The 20,374-nt window shown below is 71.9% G+C and carries 19 protein-coding genes; 16 read left to right on the top strand and 3 right to left on the bottom strand.

Annotated features, from left to right (window positions below; genetic code table 11):
* The 14 genes from AB0I21_RS26885 to AB0I21_RS26820 form a co-directional block, all read left to right on the top strand.
* On the top strand, nt 1-1,244 hold a 1,244-nt coding region (locus AB0I21_RS26885), incomplete at its 5' end, for a CaiB/BaiF CoA-transferase family protein (RefSeq protein ID WP_360565170.1).
* Nucleotides 1,245-1,389: 145 nt separating this feature from the next.
* Nucleotides 1,390-3,030 carry an AMP-binding protein gene (locus AB0I21_RS26880; RefSeq protein ID WP_360565168.1) on the top strand — a complete coding sequence of 547 codons (1,641 nt, stop codon included), beginning with the start codon at nt 1,390-1,392 and terminating at the stop codon, nt 3,028-3,030.
* A gap of 55 nt (nt 3,031-3,085) precedes the next feature.
* Nucleotides 3,086-4,270, top strand: coding sequence for an acyl-CoA dehydrogenase family protein (locus AB0I21_RS26875; RefSeq protein WP_344510877.1), 1,185 nt, complete (start codon nt 3,086-3,088; stop codon nt 4,268-4,270).
* Nucleotides 4,267-5,310 (top strand): MaoC family dehydratase N-terminal domain-containing protein, encoded by a 1,044-nt coding sequence (locus tag AB0I21_RS26870; RefSeq protein ID WP_360565166.1) that lies wholly within the window; start codon nt 4,267-4,269, stop codon nt 5,308-5,310. Before AB0I21_RS26875 ends, AB0I21_RS26870 begins: the two co-directional genes overlap by 4 nt.
* Nucleotides 5,310-6,425, top strand: a complete 1,116-nt coding sequence (locus AB0I21_RS26865) for an acyl-CoA dehydrogenase family protein (protein WP_360565164.1) — start codon at nt 5,310-5,312, stop codon at nt 6,423-6,425. Before AB0I21_RS26870 ends, AB0I21_RS26865 begins: the two co-directional genes overlap by 1 nt.
* Nucleotides 6,422-6,847: a MaoC/PaaZ C-terminal domain-containing protein gene (locus AB0I21_RS26860; protein WP_360565163.1), complete on the top strand. Its 426-nt coding sequence runs from the start codon at nt 6,422-6,424 to the stop codon at nt 6,845-6,847. The genes AB0I21_RS26865 and AB0I21_RS26860 overlap by 4 nt, the downstream gene beginning before the upstream one ends.
* 1 nt (nt 6,848) lies before the next feature.
* Nucleotides 6,849-8,030, top strand: coding sequence for a lipid-transfer protein (locus AB0I21_RS26855; RefSeq protein WP_344510869.1), 1,182 nt, complete (start codon nt 6,849-6,851; stop codon nt 8,028-8,030).
* A 106-nt stretch (nt 8,031-8,136) separates the two neighbouring features.
* On the top strand, nt 8,137-9,714 hold the full coding sequence (locus AB0I21_RS26850) for an ABC transporter substrate-binding protein (protein WP_360565161.1): 1,578 nt from the start codon (nt 8,137-8,139) through the stop codon (nt 9,712-9,714).
* Between the two features lie 170 nt (nt 9,715-9,884).
* The gene (locus AB0I21_RS26845; protein ID WP_360565159.1) at nt 9,885-10,826 is read left to right on the top strand and encodes an ABC transporter permease; all 942 of its coding nucleotides are present in this window, start codon (nt 9,885-9,887) and stop codon (nt 10,824-10,826) included.
* Nucleotides 10,823-11,797, top strand: a complete 975-nt coding sequence (locus AB0I21_RS26840; RefSeq protein WP_344510863.1) for an ABC transporter permease — start codon at nt 10,823-10,825, stop codon at nt 11,795-11,797. The genes AB0I21_RS26845 and AB0I21_RS26840 overlap by 4 nt, the downstream gene beginning before the upstream one ends.
* Nucleotides 11,798-11,824: 27 nt before the next feature.
* Nucleotides 11,825-12,892, top strand: a complete 1,068-nt coding sequence (locus AB0I21_RS26835; RefSeq protein ID WP_344510861.1) for an ABC transporter ATP-binding protein — start codon at nt 11,825-11,827, stop codon at nt 12,890-12,892.
* Nucleotides 12,892-13,725 (top strand): ATP-binding cassette domain-containing protein, encoded by an 834-nt coding sequence (locus AB0I21_RS26830; protein WP_344510859.1) that lies wholly within the window; start codon nt 12,892-12,894, stop codon nt 13,723-13,725. Before AB0I21_RS26835 ends, AB0I21_RS26830 begins: the two co-directional genes overlap by 1 nt.
* Nucleotides 13,726-13,728: 3 nt before the next feature.
* Nucleotides 13,729-15,201 carry an MmgE/PrpD family protein gene (locus AB0I21_RS26825; protein WP_360565157.1) on the top strand — a complete coding sequence of 491 codons (1,473 nt, stop codon included), beginning with the start codon at nt 13,729-13,731 and terminating at the stop codon, nt 15,199-15,201.
* Complete coding sequence (locus AB0I21_RS26820) at nt 15,198-15,746, top strand: nitroreductase/quinone reductase family protein (RefSeq protein ID WP_360565155.1); 549 nt, start codon at nt 15,198-15,200, stop codon at nt 15,744-15,746. Before AB0I21_RS26825 ends, AB0I21_RS26820 begins: the two co-directional genes overlap by 4 nt.
* On the opposite strand, the gene AB0I21_RS26815 is transcribed toward AB0I21_RS26820, so the two are convergent.
* On the bottom strand, nt 15,733-16,686 hold the full coding sequence (locus tag AB0I21_RS26815) for a zinc-binding dehydrogenase (RefSeq protein WP_360565153.1): 954 nt from the start codon (nt 16,684-16,686) through the stop codon (nt 15,733-15,735). The two genes, AB0I21_RS26820 and AB0I21_RS26815, sit on opposite strands and share 14 nt — an antisense overlap.
* 11 nt (nt 16,687-16,697) lie before the next feature.
* Nucleotides 16,698-17,963, bottom strand: a complete 1,266-nt coding sequence (locus tag AB0I21_RS26810) for a MaoC family dehydratase N-terminal domain-containing protein (RefSeq protein WP_360565151.1) — start codon at nt 17,961-17,963, stop codon at nt 16,698-16,700.
* A 106-nt stretch (nt 17,964-18,069) separates the two neighbouring features.
* On the opposite strand from AB0I21_RS26810, the gene AB0I21_RS26805 reads away from it, so the two are divergent.
* A complete protein-coding gene (locus tag AB0I21_RS26805; protein WP_360565149.1) occupies nt 18,070-18,888 on the top strand; it encodes a hypothetical protein in 819 nt (272 codons plus the stop codon).
* The gene (locus AB0I21_RS26800; RefSeq protein ID WP_360565147.1) at nt 18,885-19,691 is read left to right on the top strand and encodes an SDR family NAD(P)-dependent oxidoreductase; all 807 of its coding nucleotides are present in this window, start codon (nt 18,885-18,887) and stop codon (nt 19,689-19,691) included. The genes AB0I21_RS26805 and AB0I21_RS26800 overlap by 4 nt, the downstream gene beginning before the upstream one ends.
* A 30-nt stretch (nt 19,692-19,721) precedes the next feature.
* Here the strand turns inward: AB0I21_RS26800 and AB0I21_RS26795 are convergent, their stop codons facing one another.
* Nucleotides 19,722-20,360, bottom strand: coding sequence for a nuclear transport factor 2 family protein (locus AB0I21_RS26795; RefSeq protein WP_360565145.1), 639 nt, complete (start codon nt 20,358-20,360; stop codon nt 19,722-19,724).
* Between the last annotated feature and the right edge of the window lie 14 nt (nt 20,361-20,374).

The raw sequence follows: 20,374 nt of genomic DNA, 5'->3' as shown, positions 1-20,374 counted from the left end.
GTGGCGCCGTGAGCGGCCAGCGGAGCGGCTCGGGCCGCGAGCCAGAGGTGCAGGGTTGGCTCGCGGAGGCGCCGGAGCGCAGCGGAGGTGGCGCCGCGAGCGCCACCCCGGGCCCGCAGCCGGAGGGGCCGCTGGCGGGCCTGCGCGTCCTCGAGCTCGGAGGGCAGGGGCCGGCGCCGTTCGCGACGATGATGCTCGCCGACCTCGGCGCCCAGGTCGTGCGGGTCGATCCGCCGGGCGAGCCCGACCGGCGGGAGCGCGCGCAGGTCAACGCGATCGACCGGGGGCGCACGACCGTCACGCTCGACCTGAAGTCCGAGGCCGACCGGGCGCTGGTGGACCGCCTGCTCGCCGGCGCCGACGTGCTGCTCGACCCGTTCCGCCCCGGGGTGCTCGAACGTCTCGGCCTGGACCCGGCCGAGCTCACCGAGCGGCACCCGCGCCTCGTCGTGGCGCGGATGAGCGGCTGGGGCCAGGACGGTCCCCTCGCCGCGGCCGCCGGGCACGACCTCAACTACATCGCCGTCTCCGGGGTGCTCGACACGATCGGCCGGCCCGACTCCGGCCCCGTCGTGCCGCCGATGTACCTGGCCGACTTCGCCGGCGGCGGCATGGTGCTCGCCTTCGGCGTCCTGGCGGCCCTGCACGAGCGCGCCTCCTCCGGGCGGGGGCAGGTGGTGGACTCCTCGATGCTGGAGGGCAGCGGGCTGCTCACCGTCGTGATCCGCTCGATGCTCGCGCGGGGCGCCTGGAACCTCACCCGTGGGACGAACTACCTCGATGGCGGGGCGCACTTCTACCGGGTGTACCGCACCGCCGACAACAAGTTCATGTCCGTCGCGGCCATCGAGGCGAAGTTCTACCGCACGTTCCTGCTCACCCTCGGCCTCGAGCCGGAGGACGGGCCGGGGCAGTTCGACGAGTCGGGGTGGGCCGGCTGGGCCGAGCGGATCGCGACGGTCTTCGCCGGGCGCACCCGGCAGGAGTGGACCAGCATCTACGAGGGCGTCGACGCGTGCGTACACCCGGTGCTGGACGTCGCGGAGTCGGCCTCGCACCCGCAGGTGCGTGCCCGGCGGGCCGTCATCGACGTCGATGGCGTCGCCCAGCCGGCCCCGGTGCCGCGCTTCTCGCGGACGCCGGCCGGGATCCCGCGGGCACCGCGGCGCCGCGGTGAGGACACCGACCGGGTGCGCTCGGCACTCGCCACGGACCGCCCCTGGGAAGCCTTGGCCAGGCCTTGACCTGCCTTCGCATCCCACCCTACGATCTCAACCAAGCGCTTGCTTGCTTCGGTTGCTCCGTGTTCGACGACGAACGAACGGAACGTCAATGACACCCCAGACCCCGGCAGCCCGAACCTCGGGACCTGCCGTCTTCGCTGACATCGTGCGCGGGCGCACGGGTGACGATCACCCGGGCCTGCTGTTCGAGGGTCGCACCATCACCTGGGGCCAAGTCGTGCAGGAAGCCGCCGACCGCGCCGCCGCGCTGGCCGACGTGCCCCGGCCCGAGGACAGGCCGCTGCACCTGGGTGTGCTCCTGGAGAACACTCCCGACTACGTGTACTGGATCTGCGCGGCCGCGCTGTCCGGCGCCACCGTCGTCGGGATCAATCCGACCCGCCGCGGCGCCGAGCTGGCGCACGACGTGCGGCACACCGATTGCGACCTGTTCATCACCGAGGACCGCCTCGCCGGCCTCGTCGACGGGCTCGACCTTGGCATCCCCGCCGAGCAGGTGCACAACATCGACTCCCCGCAGTACGCCGCCTGGCTGGCCCGGCACGCCGGCGCCCCGATGCCCACCGGCAGCGCCGACCCCGGCGCCCACCTGCTGCTCATGTTCTCCTCGGGCTCGACCGGGGCACCCAAGGCGGTCATCTGCTCGCACGGGCGCCTTGCCGCGGTCTCCGAGGCGCTGCTGACCCGCACCGAGCTGACCCGCGACTCGGTCAGCTACCTGGCGATGCCCCTGTTCCACGGCAACGCCGTCATGCTCAACCTCGGGCCCGCCATGGTCTGCGGCGCGACGATCTGCATGGTCCGCAAGTTCTCCGCGTCCGGCTTCGTGCGCGACGTGCACGAGCACGGCGTCACCTACTTCAACTACGTCGGCCGGGCCCTGGCCTACGTCCTGGCCCAGCCGGTCGACCCACGCGACGCGACGAGCACGCTGCGCCGCGCCGTCGGCACCGAGGCCTCGGCCGCTGACATCGCCCGCTTCACCCAGCGCTTCGGTGCCGTCGTCTCCGAGGGGTACGGCTCCAGCGAGGGCGTCATGCGGATCAACCGCACCCCCGTGACGCCTGACGAGGCGCTCGGCGTGGCCGTCGCCGGCGCCGAGGTCAAGGTCATGGACGAGGTCACCGGGCTGGAGTGCCCGCCGGCCAAACTTGACGAGACCGGACGGCTCGTCAACGCGGACCAGGCCATCGGGCAGCTCGTCGGCGTCGGCATGGCCGCCCGGTTCGAGGGCTACTACAAGAACCCCGAAGCCGCCGCCGAGCGGGTCCGCGGCGAGGACTTCTGGTCCGGCGACCTGGCCTACCGCGACGCCGACGGGTACTTCTACTTCGCCGGCCGCTCCTCGGACTGGATCCGCGTCGACAGCGAGAACTTCGCCGCCGCGTCCGTTGAGCGGATCATCGAGCGCTGGGACCGCGTGTCGGTCGCCCCCGTCTTCGCCGTGCCCGACCCACGCACCGGCGACCAGGTCATGTGCGCGCTCGAGCTGCGTGCCGGCGCCGGCTTCGACCCCGAGGCGTTCACCGCCTTCCTCGACGAGCAGGCCGACCTCGGCACCAAATGGCGGCCCCGCTTCGTGCGCATCGTCGCCGAGATCCCCACCACGGGCAACAGCAAGGTCGCCAAGCAGGTCCTGCGCCGCGCCGCCTGGGCCACGACCGACCCCGTCTACGTCCGCGACGGCGCGTCCACCGCGTACCGGCCGCTCACGGCAGCGGACGTCAGCGACCTCGAACGGCAGTTCGCCGTCAACGGGCGCACCGCGCTCCTGCCGCCCCCCTGACCCGGCCGGCCCGCCGAACACCGACTGGCGCCCCATGCCCCGAGAGAGGACATGTATGTTCCTGGAGTACACCCCAGCGCAGCGAGAGCTGAGCCGGGAGCTGCGCGCGTACTTCGCGGGCCTGCTCACGCCTGAGGTCCGCGAGGCGCTCGGCGGCACCAACGAGGACCGGCCGGCCTACCGCGAGATCATCCGCCAGATCGGCAAGGACGGCCTGCTCGGACTCGGCTGGCCCAAGGAGTTCGGCGGCCAGGGCCGCCCGCCGCTGGACCAGTACATCCTTTTCGACGAGATCAACCGCGCCCAGGCGCCATTCCCGTTCGTCACCATCAACAACATCGGCCCGATGCTCATGCGCTACGGCACCGAGGAGCAGAAGCGCACCTACCTGCCGGGCATGCTCACCGGCGACGTCATCTTCGCCATCGGCTACAGCGAGCCCGGCTCCGGCACCGACCTCGCCTCGCTGCGCACCAGGGCCGAGGCCACCCCCGAGGGTGGCTGGGTCATCAACGGCCAGAAGGTCTTCACCAGCGGCGCCAGCCAGGCCGACTTCGTCTGGCTGGCCGTGCGCACCGACCCCGACGCCCCGAAGCACAAGGGCATCACCATCCTCATCGTGCCGACGTCGGACCCCGGCTTCAGCTGCACGCCGATCGCCACCAGCGGCATCACCCACACCAACGCCTCCTACTACGAGGACGTGCGCGTCGGCCCCGAGGCCCTCGTCGGCGAGGTCAACGGCGGCTGGCGCCTCATCACCGGCCAGCTCGGTCACGAGCGGGTGGGCCTGGCCGCCATGGGCGGGCGCACGGAGCAGCTGTGGACCGACATCGCCGCGTGGGCCGCCGAGCCCGACGCCGACGGCGTCCGTGTCCTCGACCGGCCGTGGGTGCGCACGCAGCTGGCCCGTGACTACGCGGAGCTGACCGCGATGCGCCTGCTCAACTGGAAGATCGCCGTCGTCGGGGAGGGCCAGAACCCGGCCCCCGCGGCCGCGTCGGTCGCCAAGGTCTACGGCACGGAGACCCACGACCGGGTCTGCCGCAGCCTGGTCTCCGTCGCCGGGCCCCGCGCGACCCGGCGCCCCGGGGCCCCGGACGCCGTCCTCGGCGGACAGCTGGAGGCCTACACCCGCGGCTCCTACATCAACACCTTCGGCGGCGGTACCAACGAGGTGCTGCGCGACATGATCGCGGTCACCGGCCTCGGCATGCCGAGGAAGGGACGGTCCGCATGAGCACCACGACGCAGACCCCGGCCCCGGCCCCCGGCACCACCGACGAGGAGGCCTTCCTCGCCCGCCTGCTCGAGTTCCGCGGCCTCGAGGCCACGCCCACCCGCTACGCTCAGGACGCCGTCAACCAGGCGATGATCCGCCACTTCGTCGAGGCGATGGGCGACGAGAACCCCATATACGTCGATGAGCAGGCCGCCCGTGACACCGGACGGGAGGGTGTCGTCGCCCCGCCGCCGATGCTGTCGACCTGGCTCATGGTCGGCTACAAGGCCCACATGGCCGCCGCCGCGGGCGCCGCGCCGGACACCCCCATGGCCCGGCTGCTCGCGATCCTCGCCGAGGCCGGCTACGTCGGGGTCGTCGCGACCAACGACGAGCACGAGTACGTGCGCGAGCTGCGCCTGGGCGACGAGATCAAGATGACCACGGTCATCGAGGACATCTCCCCGCGCAAGACCACGGGTCTGGGCACCGGCCACTTCATCACGACCCTGCGCACCTACACCGACCAGCACGACGAGGTCGTGGCTCGCCAGCGCTTCCGCATCCTGCGCTTCGACCCGTCCGGCGCCAAGCCCGCTGCTCCGGCTCCGGCTCCGGCCGCGGCCGACCCGGCGCTGCGGCACAAGCCGTTCATCCTGCGCGACAACGCCTTCTGGTTCGAGGCCGCCGCACAGCGCCGCCTCGTCATCCAGGCCTGCACCGACTGCGGCACACTGCGCCACCCGCCCGGCCCGGTCTGCCCCTCCTGCCATTCGTTCGCGTGGCACGAGGTCGAGGCGAGCGGCCGGGGCACGGTGCACAGCTACGTCGTCAGCCACCACCCGAAGGCCCCCGGGTACGACTACCCGCTCACCGTCGTGCTCGTCGACCTCGAGGAGGGCACCCGCCTCGTCGCCGACTTCGCCGGGGACGCCGGCGAGGTCGAGATCGGCCTGCCCGTGCAGGTCGATTGGGTCGACTACGACGAGCACCTCACGCTCCCGCGTTTCCGGGCCGCGACCTCCGTGTCGGAGTCCACCGAACAGGAGACGAACTGATGGACTTCCAGCTCACCGAGGAACAGGTCACGGTCAACGACCTGGCGCGGGACATCTTCGCGCGCAACGGCGACCCGCAGCGCCTCTTCGACATCGAGGCCGGTCCGGAGCGCTTCGACCGCGTCCTGCACCGCGACCTGGCCGAGTCCGGCGCCCTCGGGCTGCTCGTGCCGGAGGAGCACGGCGGCGCCGGGCTGACCCTGGGCGCCGTCGCGGGGGTCTTCGTCGAGCAGGGCCGCACGCTGGGCACCGTCCCGCTGTGGGAGACCCTCGTCGGCGGCGTCCTGCCGCTGGTGCGCTACGGCGACGCCAAGCAGCAGTCCGAGTGGCTGCCCCGCGTCGCTGCCGGGGACGCGGTCCTCACCGTGGCCGTCGACGACCTGTCCGACGCCCGGCCGTACGGCGCCCGCGTCCGCGCGCGGTCCGGCGGTGCGGGAGTCACCCTGAGCGGCACCGCCGTCGGGGTCCGCTCGGCGCACCTCGCCGACGCGATCATCGTCCCGGCCACCGACGAGGAGGGCACGGTCGGGCTCTATCTCGTGCCGACCGCCGGCGGCGGGGTGCGCCTCGACACCTTCGAGCGCACCGACCGCGGACTCGCCTCCGACGTGCACCTCGAGGGCTCCGCCGCGGAACTGCTCGCCGAGGGCCCCGAGGACGACCGGGTCGACTGGCTGCTGTGCCAGGTCTGGATCGCCCTGTCCGCCCTGCAGAGCGGCATCAGCCAGGCCGCTGTGCGTCAGGCCGCCGACTACACCTCGGGCCGCGAGCAGTTCGGTGTGCCGATCGCGACCTTCCAGGCCGTCGCCCACCAGATCGCCAACTGCCACATCGACACCGAGGCGATGGAGGTCACCTACCTCAACGCGCTCTGGCGCGAGACGACCGAGCGGCCCTCCCGTGCGGCCGTGCATGTCGCGAAGTACTGGGCCAGCGAGGCCGGCGACCGTGTCGCACGCACCGTGCAGCACGTGCACGGCGGCATGGGTGCCGACGTCACGTACCCGATCCACCGCTACATGCTCTGGACCACCCAGCTGGCCAACACCGCCGGCTCCGGGGCCTGGCACCTGCAGCAGCTCGCGGACCTGGTCGACGCGGGGGAGCAGCTGTGAGCGAGGCTCAGGTCACCATCGAGCAGGTGAGCGTCGGCGACACGCTGCCGGAGCTCGAGATCCCTCTGACCCGGACCCTCATCGTCGCCGGCGCTCTCGCGACCCGCGACTACGAGGACGTGCACCACGACCCGGCGCAGGCCGAGCGGCGCGGTACCCCCGACACGTACATGAGCATCAACAACACCAACGGGCTCGTCGGCCGCTACGTCACCGACTGGGCCGGCCCCGCCGCGCGCATGGTGCGCCTGAGCACCCGCCTCGGGGTGCCGAACTTCCCCGGCGACACGATGCGGCTGACCGGTGAGGTCGTCGGCGTCGAGCAGGACACCGTGCGGGTCGCGGTGCGTGGCATGAACAGCAAGGGCGCGCACGCCATCTCCGAGGTGACCGTGCGCCTGCCCCGCGGAACGGAGCAGTGACGTGACGGACAACTTCCTGTCGGGTCGCACCGCGATCGTCGGCATCGGCGCGACGGAGTTCTCCAAGGACTCCGGCCGCAGCGAGCTGCAGCTGGCCACCGAGGCCGTCCTGGCCGCCCTGGCCGACGCGGGCCTGAGCCCCGCCGACGTCGACGGCATGACGACCTTCACCATGGAGACCAACCCGGAGAACATGGTCGCCCGCAGCCTGGGCATCCCCGAGCTGAAGTTCTTCTCCCGGATCCCCTACGGCGGTGGCGGCGCCTGTGCCCCCGTCCAGCAGGCCGCCATGGCCGTCGCGAGCGGCATCGCCGACGTCGTCGTGGCCTACCGTGCCTTCAACGAGCGTTCCGGCGTGCGTTTCGGGCAGGGGCCGCCTCCGGCGAAGACCCAGGCCACCTCGGACAATGAGTACCGCTCCTGGGTCAACCCGTACGGTCTGCTCACGCCGGCCCAGCACACCGCGATGTTCGCCCGCCGCTACCTGCACAAGTACGGCGCGACCAGCGAGGACTACGGCCGGGTCGCCGTGCTCGCCCGCAAGCACGCCGCGAACAACCCCAAGGCGTGGTTCTACGGCAAGCCGCTCACCCTCGAGGAGCACCAGGCCTCCCGCTGGATCGCCGAGCCGCTGCACCTGTTCGACTGCTGCCAGGAGACCGACGGCGGCCAGGCGATGGTCATCGTCAGCGCCGAGCGCGCCAAGGACCTGCCGTCCACCCCGGCGTACATCGTCGGGGCGGCCCAGGGCCTGGGACCGGACCAGTACCAGATGGTCAGCTACTACCGGGAGGACCTGACCCGGATCCCCGAGGTCGAGCTCTGCGCCCAGCAGCTGTGGGCCCAGTCAGGCCTCGGACCCGCCGACATGGATGCGGCGATCCTCTACGACCACTTCACCCCGTACGTGCTCAACCAGCTCGAGGAGTACGGCTTCTGCGGCCGCGGCGAGGCCAAGGACTTCATCGCCGACGGCAACCTCGAGGTCACCGGCTCGCTGCCGACCAACACCCACGGCGGCCAGATCGGTGAGGCCTACCTGCACGGCACGAACGGCGTCGCGGAGGGCGTCCGTCTCGTCCGGGGCACCTCGACCAATCAGCCCGACGGCGTCCGCAACGTCCTTGTGACGGCGGGCGTCGGAGTACCGACCAGCGCCCTGATCTTGTCCGCGGATGGGTGAAACGCCGGGCGAGCGCCCGGTGGTCACCACCCCACGGATCCCGCCCGGCAACCGCCGGGCGGACACCCCCTCTTGATCAATTCGGCTCGTGTTTTGGACGGGTGATATGGGTTTCATCAACAAAACCTGGGAGCGCGTCATCGCGCTGACGGCCGCCGGGGCGCTCGCCATGGTGGCCGGCTGCACCAGCACCAGCCCGACGGACAGCAGCAGCGGTTCCGGAGGCGAGATCGACACATCGGCCGTGCTCAAGTTCGCGTCGGCGGGTCCGTTACGCGACCTCGATCCGGCCCTCCAGACGAGCTACGGCGCCTGGGGCTACCTGTTCCTCGTGTGGGACCGGCTGACCATGCTGGACAAGGACGACAAGGTCGTCCCGGGTCTGGCCAAAGAGTGGAACTTCGTGGAGAACGGCAGCGTCCTGGAGCTCAAGCTGCGTGACGACGTGAAGTTCCACGACGGCACGGCGTTCGACGCCGAGGCCGTCAAGGCCAACATCGAGCGGGGCAAGACCCTTCAGGGCTCGACCCTCAAGGGCGACCTTGCCGACGTCGAGTCGGTCGAGGTCGTCAACCCGACGACCGTGCGCCTCAAGCTGGTCAAGGGCAAAGGGGTCCAGCTGCCCGCGTCCTTCACCGGCACGGCCGGCATGATGGTCAGCCCCAAGGCCATCAAGGACGGCGTCGACATCAAGACCAAGCCGGGCACCGCCGGCTCAGGCCCGTACATCGCCACCGAGCTCGTGCCCCAGGAGAAGCTCGTGCTCAAGCGGGCCGACAGCTACTGGGACCCGAACGTCGGCCGTCTCGGCGGCATCGAGCTGCAGCGCGTGCCCGACGCCGCGGCCCGCCTCAACGGCCTGCAGAGCGGCCAGATCGACCTGGCCCCGCTCAGCTCGGCCACGGAGATCGCCACGGTCCAGAAGATCGTCACCCCGGGCAGCGGTCTGCAGAAGCACGAGGTGAAGTTCAAGAACCTCGTCGGCATCTACCTGCGCGCCAACAAGGGCGACGTCAGCAAGCTCGAGGTCCGCCAGGCGATCGCCCACGCGGTCGACCCGGCGGCGATCAGCGCGCTCTTCAGCGGCACCTGCACGCCGACGCGCCAGGTCGTCCCCGAGACGGACCCGAGCCGCGTGCCGAACTACACCTACCCGTTCGAGTTCAGCGTCGACAAGGCCAAGGCCCTGGTGCAACAGGCTGGCGGCGCCAAGGTGACCGTCACCTTCGCCGCGGGCACGAACGCCGAGCAACCGGCCAACGTCGTGCAGGCGTCGCTGCGGGCCGTCGGCATCGACGCGACGCTCAACCCCGTGCCCAACACCGAGAACGAGCCGCGCTTCATCGCAGGCGACTTCGAGCTCATGGTCGGCACGTCGTGGAGCCCGAAGGCCGACCCGGCGGCGACGGTGAACACCTACCTGCTCAACACCTACAAACTCGCCGCGAACCCCTCGCTCATCGAGGCCAAGGCAGCCGAGGCCGCCAACCCAACGCTGTCGATGGACAAGCGCGCCCCGCTGTACCAGGACATCTGGAAGACGACGCTCGAACAGGTCTGGTTCCTGCCGCTGTGCAACCAGACCGTCGCGAACGTCGCGAAGTCGAACGTCGTCGGCATCGACAACATCCCCATGTCGAACATCGGCATCTGGGATCTGCGCAACATCGCCGTCAAGAAGTAACCGCCGCTCCTGACCACCCGGTGGTGTCGCCGCCGGGTGGTCAGGGCCACCCGCTGTGGCCAGGGCCGGCGGCGACACCCCAGCACGGCCTCGCCGGCACCAGGCCGTGCGGGACTCACACCCCAGGCGCCACCAGGCGCCGCGTGCCACGCTCTGAGCCGAGGTAAGAGATGCTCCGATACGCCGGCAGGCGACTGCTCGCAGCGATACCCCTGCTGTTCTTCGTCCCGTTGCTCGTCTTCGCTCTGATCGAGCTCGCCCCGGGGGACCCGGCCACCATCCTCGCCGGTGACGAACCGACCCCGGAACGCATCGCGGCGATCCGTGAGGAACTCGACCTCAACGATCCGGTCCTGCTCCGCTACATCCAGTGGATCGGCGGCGTCCTGCACGGCAACCTCGGCACGTCCTTCGTCTCGGACCAGAGCGTGACCGACCTGCTGACGCGACGGATGGCGACGACGATGTCGCTGGTGCTCGTCGCGATGATCTTCGCCATCGTGCTCGGGACCGCCCTGGCGCTCGCGGCCACGCTGCGCTCCGGCGGCATCGTCGACCGGGCCGTCAACTGGTTCGCCTCGATCGCGATCGCCATCCCGGGCTTCTGGTTCGGCCTCGTGCTTGTCTCGGTGTTCGCGGTCGGGCTGCAGATGTTCCCGGCGTTCGGCTTCCAGCCGCTGTCCGCCGGCTTCTGGCCGTGGCTGTCGCACCTCATCCTGCCCGGCTTCGCCCTCGGTCTGCTCCCGGCCGCCGAGGTGACCCTGCAGCTGCGCTCGGCGCTCGGGCAGGTCATGAAGACCGACTACATCCTCAACGCCGAGGCCAAGGGCCTGTCGCGCACCAGCGTCGTGTTCAAGCACTCCCTGAAGAACGCGTGCATCCCCGTCATCACCGTCCTCGGCTTCCGCGTCGCGGAGGTCCTCGCCGGATCGGTGACCATCGAGATGATCTACAACATGCCGGGCCTCGGGCGCACCGCCGTCGAGGCCGTGCAGGGGCGCGACGTCCCGGTCCTGCTCGGCTTCGTCCTGTTCAGCACGAGCATCGTCGTGCTCGTCAACCTCATCGTCGACATCTCCTACGGCTACTTCAACCCGAAGGTACGCTCATGAGCGCGAAGCGGACCCCGACGTCCCCGGGGCCAGGGCACGACTCGCACGGAGCCGGCACGCCTGCGGACGGCCTCGCCGGGACTGCGGCCGAGGTGCCCACGGCGGACATCGGCACGGGCGACCCGGAGCCGGCCGCGGCTCCCGGCATCCTCAAGAGCATCGTGCGGCGCCCCACGACGATCGCGGCCGGAGCCTTCCTGCTCGTGCTGACGCTCATTGCGATCCTCGCCCCGGTGCTGGCGCCGCACGACCCCGACGTGCAGAACCTGCTGCTGCGGCTCAAGCCGCCGAGCGCCGAGCACTGGCTGGGGACCGACGACTACGGCCGGGACGTGCTGAGCCGGCTCATCTTCGGGGCGCGGGTCTCGCTGTGGGCGGCGCTGCAGGCCGCGGCCGTCGCGCTCGTGCTCGGCCTGCCCTTCGGCATGATCGCGGGCTACCGCGGCGGCTGGATCGACACGATCCTCACCCGCATCATGGACGCGATCATGAGCGCTCCGTCGCTCGTGCTGGCCATCACCATCGTCGCGGTCCTCGGCTCCGGCATCACCAACGCGATGCTCGCCATCGGCCTGGTCATGGCCCCGCGCTTCTTCCGGGTGGCCCGCGCCGGCACGATGGACGTGCGGCACGAGACCTACATCGAGGCCTCGATCGCCCTGGGGTGCAGCACCCTGCGCACGACGGTGCGGCACGTGCTGCCCAACGTGCTGCCGCCGATCATCCTCGTCATCTCGGTGTCGCTGGGCACCGCCGTCGCGGCCGAGGCGAGCCTGAGCTTCCTCGGGCTGGGCGTGAAGGCCCCCGCGGCCAGCTGGGGCTCGATGCTCTCCACGGCCTCCTCGAACATTCGCCTCGCGCCGTACCTCGTGTGGCCACCCGGCATGATGATCTTCCTCACCGTCCTCGCCTTCACCTACGTCGGTGACGGTGTCCGCCGCGCTCTCGTGCGCACCCGGTCGGGCAACTGACCGGTCCGGCAACAAACAGGAGCTGACATGGCAGGGAAACGGGCGGCCGGCGTGATGGCCCACACCGGGAACGACGCCACCGGCGCGGCGGCGGACCTCCTGCGAGTGGAGAACCTCAACGTCGAGTTCCGCTCCCCCTCGGGCGGGTGGCAGACGACCGTCCAGGACGTCTCGTTCTCGCTGAAGCCGGGCGGGTCGATGGCGCTCGTCGGCGAGTCCGGTTCCGGCAAGACGGTGACCTCGGTCGCGGTGATGGGTCTGACCGGGGCGACGGGCGGGCGGATCGCCTCGGGCCGGATCGTCTTCGACGGCCGGGACCTCACCGCAGGCACGCAGAAGCAGTGGCGGGACCTGCGTGGCCCCGGCATGGGCATGATCTTCCAGCAGCCGATCCGCAGCCTGAACCCGGCCTACACCGTCGGGGACCAGATCGCGGAGTCGGTGCGCAAGCACCTGGGCCTGAACCGCAAGCAGGCCCGGGCCCGCGCCGTCGAGATGCTCGAGATGGTGCAGATCCCGCGGGCGGCGCAGCGGGTCGACGAGTACCCGCACGCGTTCTCCGGCGGCATGTGCCAGCGTGTCATGATCGCGATGGTCATGGCGTGCAACCCGCGCCTGCTCATCGCCGACGAGCCGACGACGGCGCTCGACGTGACGGTGCAGGAGCGGATCCTGGAGCTGTTGCGCGACTTGCAGGAGCAGACCGGGGTGGCGCTGCTGTTCGTCAGCCACGACCTCGCGGTGGTGGCCGAGCTGTGCCAGCAGGTGGTGGTCATGTATGCCGGCGAGGTGGCCGAGAACGCGCCCGCCGAGAAGATCTTCTTCAACCCGCGGCACCCGTACACCTCCGGCCTGATCGGGTCGATCCCGAAGCCGGGCCTGAGCACCGACCGGCGGCTGCGCGCGATTCCCGGTGGTATCCCGGCCCCGGGTGCCTGGCCGCACGGGTGCCGGTTCAGCAGCCGGTGCGCGTTCGCCGAGCCGGGCCGGTGCGACGTGGCCCACCCGGGCCTGATCCGTATGGACGGCGCCGGTGAGCACGACGTGCGATGCGTGCGTGCCGCGGAGCTCTCTCTGGATGGAGTGACGGTCTGATGAGCCTGCTCGAGGTCAGGAACCTCACGAAGTCGTTCAGCTCCGGCAGGGACTGGCTCGGCCGGCGTACGAAGTGGTCGCACGCGGTCAAGGGGGTGAGCTTCGCCCTGGAGCGCGGTGAGTGCCTCGCGGTCGTCGGTGAGTCCGGCGCGGGCAAGTCGACGGTCGGGCGCATGGTGCTGCGACTCATCGAGCCGGATTCCGGATCGGTGACCTTCGACGGGGTCGACGTGCTGGCCACGAAGCCGAAGCAGCTGCGCGAGCTGCGCCAGCGGATGCAGATGATCTTTCAGGATCCGTACAGCTCGCTCGATCCGCGGATGACGATCAAGGACGCGGTCGCCGAGCCGCTTCTCGTGCACACCGACAAGGACCGTGCCACGCGTGAGCGGGAGGCGGCCGAGCTGCTCGACAGGGTCGGCATCGGATCACGCTATCTGGGGCGCTACCCGGCCGAGCTGTCCGGCGGGCAGCTGCAGCGGGTCGCGATCGCACGGGCGCTGACGATGAAGCCGAGCCTCATCGTGTGCGACGAGCCGGTCGCGGCGCTGGACGTGTCGGTGCGGGCGCAGGTGCTCAACCTGCTGCTGGACCTGAAGGAGGAGCTGGGTCTGGCGTACCTGTTCGTCTGCCACGACCTGGCGCTCGTCGAGGTCATCGCCGACCGGGTCATGGTGATGGCGTCCGGTGAGGTCGTGGAGGCGGACACGACGGCGCAGATCTTCGGCAATCCGCAGCAGGAGTACACGAAGAAGCTGCTCGCGGCGATTCCGCTGCCGCTGCCGCGGGACGCGCAGGGCAACCGGCTCGTCGCGCCGGGAAAGGTGGGCTGAACGGTGACCGCTACGACGGGACCGACGCGGACGCAGCTGCTCGCGCGGTTCGCGACGACGACCCGCGACGAGGACATCCCCGCGCCGGTGCGTGACTACGGCAAGCTCGTCCTGCTCGACTCGCTCATCTGTGGTCTGGCGGCGGTGCGGTTACGGCGCAGCCGCATGGTCCAGCAGGTCGCCGCCCGATTCGGCGGCCCGGCCGAGGCGACGGTGTTCGGGTTGGGGCAGCGGGTCGCGGCGATCAACGCCGTGCACGCCAACGCGGACATGATGAACGCGTTGGATGCGGACGACACCTTCTTCAACTCGGCGCATTTCGCGGTGTTCGGGGTCGCGGCCGGACTGGCCGAGGCCGAGCGGCTGCACGCCGCCGGAGCGAGCCTGTTGCGCGCGAGCATCCTCGCCTTCGAGATCAACGCGCGGCTGAACCTGTCGACCTCCCTCATGGCCTTCGAGGACGGGCAGTTCCGCTGGTCGCCGCTGTCGTCGCACGGCTACGCCTCGATGGGCACGGCCGCGGCGTGCGCCGTGGTCGGCGGCTGGGAGCCGGAGCGCCTGGCGCACGCGCTCGGCCTGATCGCCTGGCTGGCCCCGCCGGCGAAGAACACCTACCTGGCCGAGCGGCGCTCGTTCAACGCGTTCAAGTACGGCCCGTACGGTGCGATCGCGCAGGCCGGGATGCTCGGCGCGGCGCTCGCCGAGGAGGGGTACACCGGCGACCTGGACGTGCTGGACCGCACTCCGGGCTTCATCGAGGCGATGGGCTTTCTCGGGGGTGAGCGGCACGAGATGGTCGCCGGCCTGGGGTCGACGTGGTGGATCAGCGAGACCTCGCTCAAGCCGTACCCGACGTGCCGCTTCACCCATGCCGCGCTCGACGCGATCCGCGCGTTCCCGAACACCCACGGCGTGCCGGTGTCGCAGATCGAGTCCATGGAGATCCGGCTGAGCCCGGCGGCCTACCGGACGTTGCAGTTCCGGGAGCCGGCCCAGCAGATCCCGGACACGCTCGGCGCGCCGCTGGACGGCGCCTTCAACATGCCGTACGCAGCGGCGCTGGTGCTGCTCGGGTACGCCCCGGGTCCGCAGTGGTACGACCCGCAGCGGCTGGCCGACCCTGCGGTGTGGGACCTGGCGCGCCGGATCACGACGGCGCCGGACCCGGTGCTCGACGCGGAGTGGGAGGCCGATCTCAAGGAGCACCCGGGTGGTCAGATCCGCCGGACGCGGGGTGCGCTGACGATCAGGGCCGGTGGCCGGGAGTACGTCGTCGAGTCGGACTTCGCCCAGGGCGACCCGTGGGACGAGGCGACCCGGGCGGACTGGGACTTCGTGGCCGGCAAGCTGGCGACGTTCTGCGACGGGATTCTCGATGCGGGCACGCAGGAGCAGCTCGTCGAGGTGGTCCGGGGTATCGAGGACGTCGCCGACGTCGCCGAGACGTTGTCACCGTTGCTGGCCCGCGCGCAATGAGCCGGCGGGACCGCATCGGTGCGGAGACGAGGTCGTTCGCCTCCTACGGCCGGCCGTGGCTGGTGGTCATCCGTGGGCCGCGCGGGATGGCGTTCGACCGGTTCCTCGTGCGACGGACCGGGTTCTCGCTCGTGTCGTTGCAGTACGCGCTGGCGGGCAGGTTCCCGTACAACCCCACGCTGCTGCTGACGACGGTGGGCCGCCGGTCGGGGCAGCTGCGCGACGCGGCGTTGCCGTACGTGCCGTACGGGCCGGACCTGGTGGTCGTCGGCTCCAAGGGCGGCGGCCCGACGGATCCGGCCTGGGTGGTCAATGCGCGTCACCACGAACTGTGCTGGATCGTCCTGCGGCGCAAGACGATCGCGGTGCGGGCGCGGGTGACCGACGGGGAGCGCGACCCGGAGCTGCTGGCGCACGTCGTGGCGCACAAGCCGAATGTGGCGCGCTACGTTGAACGGGCCGCGGGATTCGGGCGGCAGATCCCGCTCGTCGTGCTGTCCGCCGTGTCGGGAGAGCCGCTGACCGAGGGTCTCAGCCGGTCGTGAGGACGATCCGCCCGACGAAGTCGGAGGCCTCCAGCTGGTCGTGCGCGGCCGCGGCCTGATCGAGCGGGTGCGTGGCGGCGATCGCGGGGGCGGCGGTGACGGCCGAGAGGGTGAGGGCCTCGCACAGCTGGCGGGCCACCGCCTCGGGCCCGGGCCGCCCGATGCCGCGCAGCGTCCAGCCCTTGACCATGAGCCGACCCAGGTGCAGGTGGGCGTGGCTGCCGGCGGTGACGCCGCAGGTGACCAGCCGCCCGGCGGGGGCGAGGATCTTGAGCACGTCGGACCACAGGGTGCCGCCGACCGACTCGACGATGACGTCGGCCTCGCCGCCGGGCAGGGCGGCACGCAGGGCGTCGACGACGTCCGGGCGGTAGTGGTCCACGGCGTCGAGGGCGCCGAGGGCGCGCACGGCGTCAGCCTTCGCCGGGGCGCTGGTACCGATGACGCGCGCGCCCAGGTGGTGGGCGTACTGGACGGCGAAGGTGCCGACGGCGCCGGCGGCGGCCACGACGAGGACCCGGTCGCCGGGGCGCACCCCGGCGAGGTTGACGACCGCGTCGTAGGCGGTGCGTCCGGCGGTGGGCACCGCGGCGGCGTGGACGGCGTCGAGCGCGACCGGCCGTGGGAAACAGTGCGAGGCCGGGACGACGGCGAGCTCGGCGTGGGTGCCGGTGGTCAGCCCGACGACCGCGTCGCCGGGAGTGAAGCCGGTGACGCCGGGACCGGTCCGTACGACGGTGCCGGCGACGTCCCGGCCGAGGATCGTCGGCCCGGTGACCGCCATGCCGTGGGTGCCGCGACGGATGTAGGTGTCGACCCGGTCCAGACTCGCTGCCTGGACCTTCACGAGCACCTGACCGGGGCCGGGCGTCGGGGCCTCGAGCCGGCCGAGACGCAGGCTGTCGGGGGAGCCGGAGTCGAGGACGTAGCTGGCGAGCACGAGGGCTCCTCTCAGAGCAGGGCGAGGGTGGCGGAGGCGATGACGTGGTCACCGAGGCTGTTGGTGCCGCGGACGTCGACGGTGACGTGCGTTCCCCCGCTGGCCTCGGGCGCTCGCTGCAGGCCGGTGACGACACCGTCGAGGGTGAGGGTGTCGCCGGGGTGGTTCTGCGCGGCGAGGCGGGTGCGGAAGCCGACGACGCGAGCTTCCGGCCCGGCCCAGTCGGTGAGGTAGCAGTTGACCAGCGCGCTCGAGCCGAGGATGTTCATGTAGACGTCGCGGGCGCCTCGTTCGTGGGCCGCGTCGCGGTCGAGGTGCACGTCGTTGAAGTCGAAGGTCGCGGTGGCCAGTGCCGCGATGGACAGCTGGGTGACGGGGACCGGCCAAGGGGCGAGGCGCTGCCCGGTGCTCACCTCGGCTGCGGTGCGGGTGCCCGTGCGGCGTTCGGGTCGCGGGGCGGTGAGCACCGGCAGGACCTGGCCGTCGCGGGTGCGTCGGTGGGCCACGACGACCGGCATACCGTCGTGCACGAGGTCGGGGCGCAGGTCCACGACGTCTGCGGTGAGGCGGGTCCCGTCGGCGAGCTCGGCGGTGCCGACGAGGTAGGGGCGCTCGTCGAGAGGGGCGGCGGCGTAGCCGGGTTGCAGGTGCGCGGTCAGGGTGCCGGTGGTGCCGGCAGGCGGCAGGTCGGCCGGGGCGGCGCCGACCGGGCGCACCGGCCGGGCGAGGCGGTCCCCGGGTGTCGCCGGGACCTCGGTGCGGGTCGCCGGGTTCCAGCGCAGCATCCGCAGGATGACGCGTCCGACCGGCTCGCCCTCGACGGTGCGGTACTCGCTGACGAGGTCGACGAAGTGGCCCTGGCCGAGGCGGGTGGACTTCTGTGGGGAGACCGCGCCGATGGAGGGGAACTGCTCGAGGTGGTCGCCGACGCGCAGCGGGCGCACGTAGGTGTGCTCCGTCTGCACCGCGGCCACCGAGGTGAAGCCGCGCTCGGCGAGGACCTCGTTGACCCGGTCGAGGCTCTCGGCGTGGCGGTGGCTGCGCCGGTTGCCCGGCAGGGTCCACATGTTCAGCGAGGTCGCCGGTGCCACGATGCCGCCCCAGGCGGAGCGGGCGGCCCACTGGGGGTCCTGGTAGGCGGGGTTCTCGTCGCCGACGGCGTCGCACCAGATACGGATGGCGGCCTCGGTGACCGGGTCCTTGGCCCGGCGGGGTGGGTCAGCGAGACCGATCAGGGCGTCGAGCCGGGCACGGAAGTCCGCGTCGCTGGCGGTCATGGGGCTCCTTCGCGGACGATACAGTCAACCAAGCGCTTGCTTGACTGTAGGAGGGGGTCGCCCTAGGGTCAAGGCTCAGCGGTCGAACGAGCCGCACCGCCCACCCGTGAGAGGGCCGGAATTGATCCCGAGCACTCCAGAGACCGCCACCCGCGCGTTCTTCTCGTTCCCGAAGGTGACCGACCCCGCCCGCCACCGCGACTACAACGCGTGGCACCAGCTCGACCACCGCCCCGAGAATCTCGCCCTGCCCGGCGTCGTCCACGGTGACCGCTGGGTGCGCACCCCCGCGTGCGAGCGGCTCGGCAGCTACCCCGACGCCGCACTCGCCGGCAGTCAGTACATGGCGATGTACTGGTTCGCCGAGCCGGCCGCTGACTCGATCCACGAGTGGAAGGACCTCGGCGACCGGGCGATCCACCAGGGCCGGCGACCGGAGCTGGCCTGGACCGAACGGCCGATGACCCGGATGTTCCGCCCCGTCCAGGGCTACGTGGCCCCTCGCGCGCTCGTCACCCTCGCCGCGCTGCCGTTCCGGCCCAACCGCGGGGTGCACGTCGAGGTGAGCCGGGTCGAGACCTCGCAGCACCCCGATGTGGCGGACCTGTCCCAGTTCGAGCACGAGACCCAGGTGCCCGACCTGCTCACGCGCGACGGCGTCGCGGGCGTGTGGACCTTCCGCAGCGCCCCGAGCGGCAGCAACCCCACCGGGCCGGTCGTGCGGATCCGGCTCATCTACCTCGAGGCCGACCCGGTCGAGTTCACGCGGGCCCTGGCCGAGGACCCGCTGCCCGCCCCGCCCACGGCGCTCGCCGGCACGGCCACCCCGCTGCTCACCGGGCCCCTGGCCACCGTCACCCCCTGGGTGTGGGACTGGTTCGACGAGCCCGCCGCGGCGGCGACGGACAGCGTAGCCCGGGGATGAGCGAGGTCACCGGCCTGCTCGAGCGCTACGGGCCATGGGCGCTGGTCGTCGGCGGTTCCGAGGGGGTCGGCGCCGCCTTCGCCGACCAACTGGCCCGGGCCGGCCTCGGCGTCGTGCTCGTCGCCCGCAAGCCCGAGGCCCTCAACGAGGTCGCCGACCGGGTCCGGTCCCACGGGGCCCCGTGCCGCGTGCTCGCACTGGACCTGCTCGACGCGGACTCGACCGCCAGGATCGTCGAGGCCGTCGCCGATCTCGACCTCGGCCTGCTCGTCCTCAACGCCGGCGCGAACACCTACCGCAGCCGCTTCGTCGAGGCGGATCCCGCCCGGGTCCAGGCCGTCATCGACCTCAACGTCACCCGCCCGCTGGAGCTCTGCCGGGAGCTCGGTGCCCGGCTCGCCGCGCGTGGCCGCGGCGGCATCCTCGTCGTCGGCTCCTCCGCCGGCTACCTCGGCCACGCCGACATCAGCATCTACGCCGCGGCGAAGTCCTTCGCCCGGATCTTCACCGAGGGCCTGTGGCTCGAGCTCGGACAAGTCGGCGTCGACGTGCTGCACCTGGTGCTCGGGCTCACCGCCACCCCCGCCATGGAGCGGGCCGGCCTCGACCTGACCGGCGCAGCCGACCCGGCCGATGTCGCCGCCCAGGGGCTGGCCGCCATGGGTGCCGGCCCGGTGCACGTCGTGCGCCAGCAGGCCGAGGTCGTCGCGCGGCGCTCCGCTGCGGACCGGGCCGCCCTGGTCGCCGGCAATTACCGCGGGATGCGCGCGATGCTCGGCCGATCGAGCCCCGACCCGACCTGACGGCCCGGGGCGACGACCCGCACGGACGACTCAGGACCCGCCGTGCGGGTCCGGCTCACCGGCCCCGGGACCCGGGCCGCCGAGCGGCCACGGGCGGCTGACCGGGTCGGACCCGTCGCGGGATCCCCGCAGCGAGGCGTCGGGGATCGGCCACTGTCCGGCGAGGTCGTCGACCCGCTGCCACTCCGAGACGGTCAGACGTTCCTGCACCCGCCACTCACCCGCGCGGCGGGTGACGAGGTCGACGTAGCGGAACCCACTGACGATGTTGCCGTGCGGCGGCTCGGACGTGCTGCGCTGCAACGCGATGCCGTACGTCTCGGCCCGGGCCCGGTCCGGCTGCGCCGGGTCGAGCTCGACCAGGACGTTCGTCAGGTAGTGCATCGTCATGGTGCGCCGCGCCACGAGCGCGAAGACCACGTCAAGCGTCGTGTCCCGGTCGGCCACGGTCCCGCCGAGGGTGATCCGGGCGTCCGGATGGAAGGCGCTCGCTGCCAGGTCCCGGTCCATCCGGTCCACCCCGCGCGCGTAGCGCAGCAGGGCCCGCTCGATGGCCCGCTCGGCGAGCAGCACGTCCAGCTCGCCCGGGCCGGACCGGAAGGGCTGGAGGACGCCGGCGGTCGCGGGCAGCGTCGCCGCGGGTGTGGCCGGGCGGGACCGGTCGGTCACGGCGAACTCCTGGA

The sequence above is a fragment of the Dactylosporangium sp. NPDC050588 genome (assembly GCF_040654975.1).
Taxonomy (GTDB): Bacteria; Actinomycetota; Actinomycetes; order Mycobacteriales; family Micromonosporaceae; genus Dactylosporangium; species Dactylosporangium maewongense.
This window is presented reverse-complemented; position numbering and strand designations above follow the sequence as displayed.

Bases quoted from the DNA above. Each gene is read 5' to 3' on its own strand.
- AB0I21_RS26875 (WP_344510877.1), top strand. From the start codon at position 3,086: ATGTTCCTGGAGTACACCCCAGCGCAGCGAGAGCTGAGCCGGGAGCTG.
- AB0I21_RS26870 (WP_360565166.1), top strand. From the start codon at position 4,267: ATGAGCACCACGACGCAGACCCCGGCCCCGGCCCCCGGCACCACCGAC.
- AB0I21_RS26865 (WP_360565164.1), top strand. From the start codon at position 5,310: ATGGACTTCCAGCTCACCGAGGAACAGGTCACGGTCAACGACCTGGCG.
- AB0I21_RS26850 (WP_360565161.1), top strand. From the start codon at position 8,137: ATGGGTTTCATCAACAAAACCTGGGAGCGCGTCATCGCGCTGACGGCC.
- AB0I21_RS26845 (WP_360565159.1), top strand. From the start codon at position 9,885: ATGCTCCGATACGCCGGCAGGCGACTGCTCGCAGCGATACCCCTGCTG.
- AB0I21_RS26840 (WP_344510863.1), top strand. From the start codon at position 10,823: ATGAGCGCGAAGCGGACCCCGACGTCCCCGGGGCCAGGGCACGACTCG.
- AB0I21_RS26835 (WP_344510861.1), top strand. From the start codon at position 11,825: ATGGCAGGGAAACGGGCGGCCGGCGTGATGGCCCACACCGGGAACGAC.
- AB0I21_RS26830 (WP_344510859.1), top strand. From the start codon at position 12,892: ATGAGCCTGCTCGAGGTCAGGAACCTCACGAAGTCGTTCAGCTCCGGC.
- AB0I21_RS26820 (WP_360565155.1), top strand. From the start codon at position 15,198: ATGAGCCGGCGGGACCGCATCGGTGCGGAGACGAGGTCGTTCGCCTCC.
- AB0I21_RS26810 (WP_360565151.1), bottom strand. From the start codon at position 17,963: ATGACCGCCAGCGACGCGGACTTCCGTGCCCGGCTCGACGCCCTGATC.
- AB0I21_RS26800 (WP_360565147.1), top strand. From the start codon at position 18,885: ATGAGCGAGGTCACCGGCCTGCTCGAGCGCTACGGGCCATGGGCGCTG.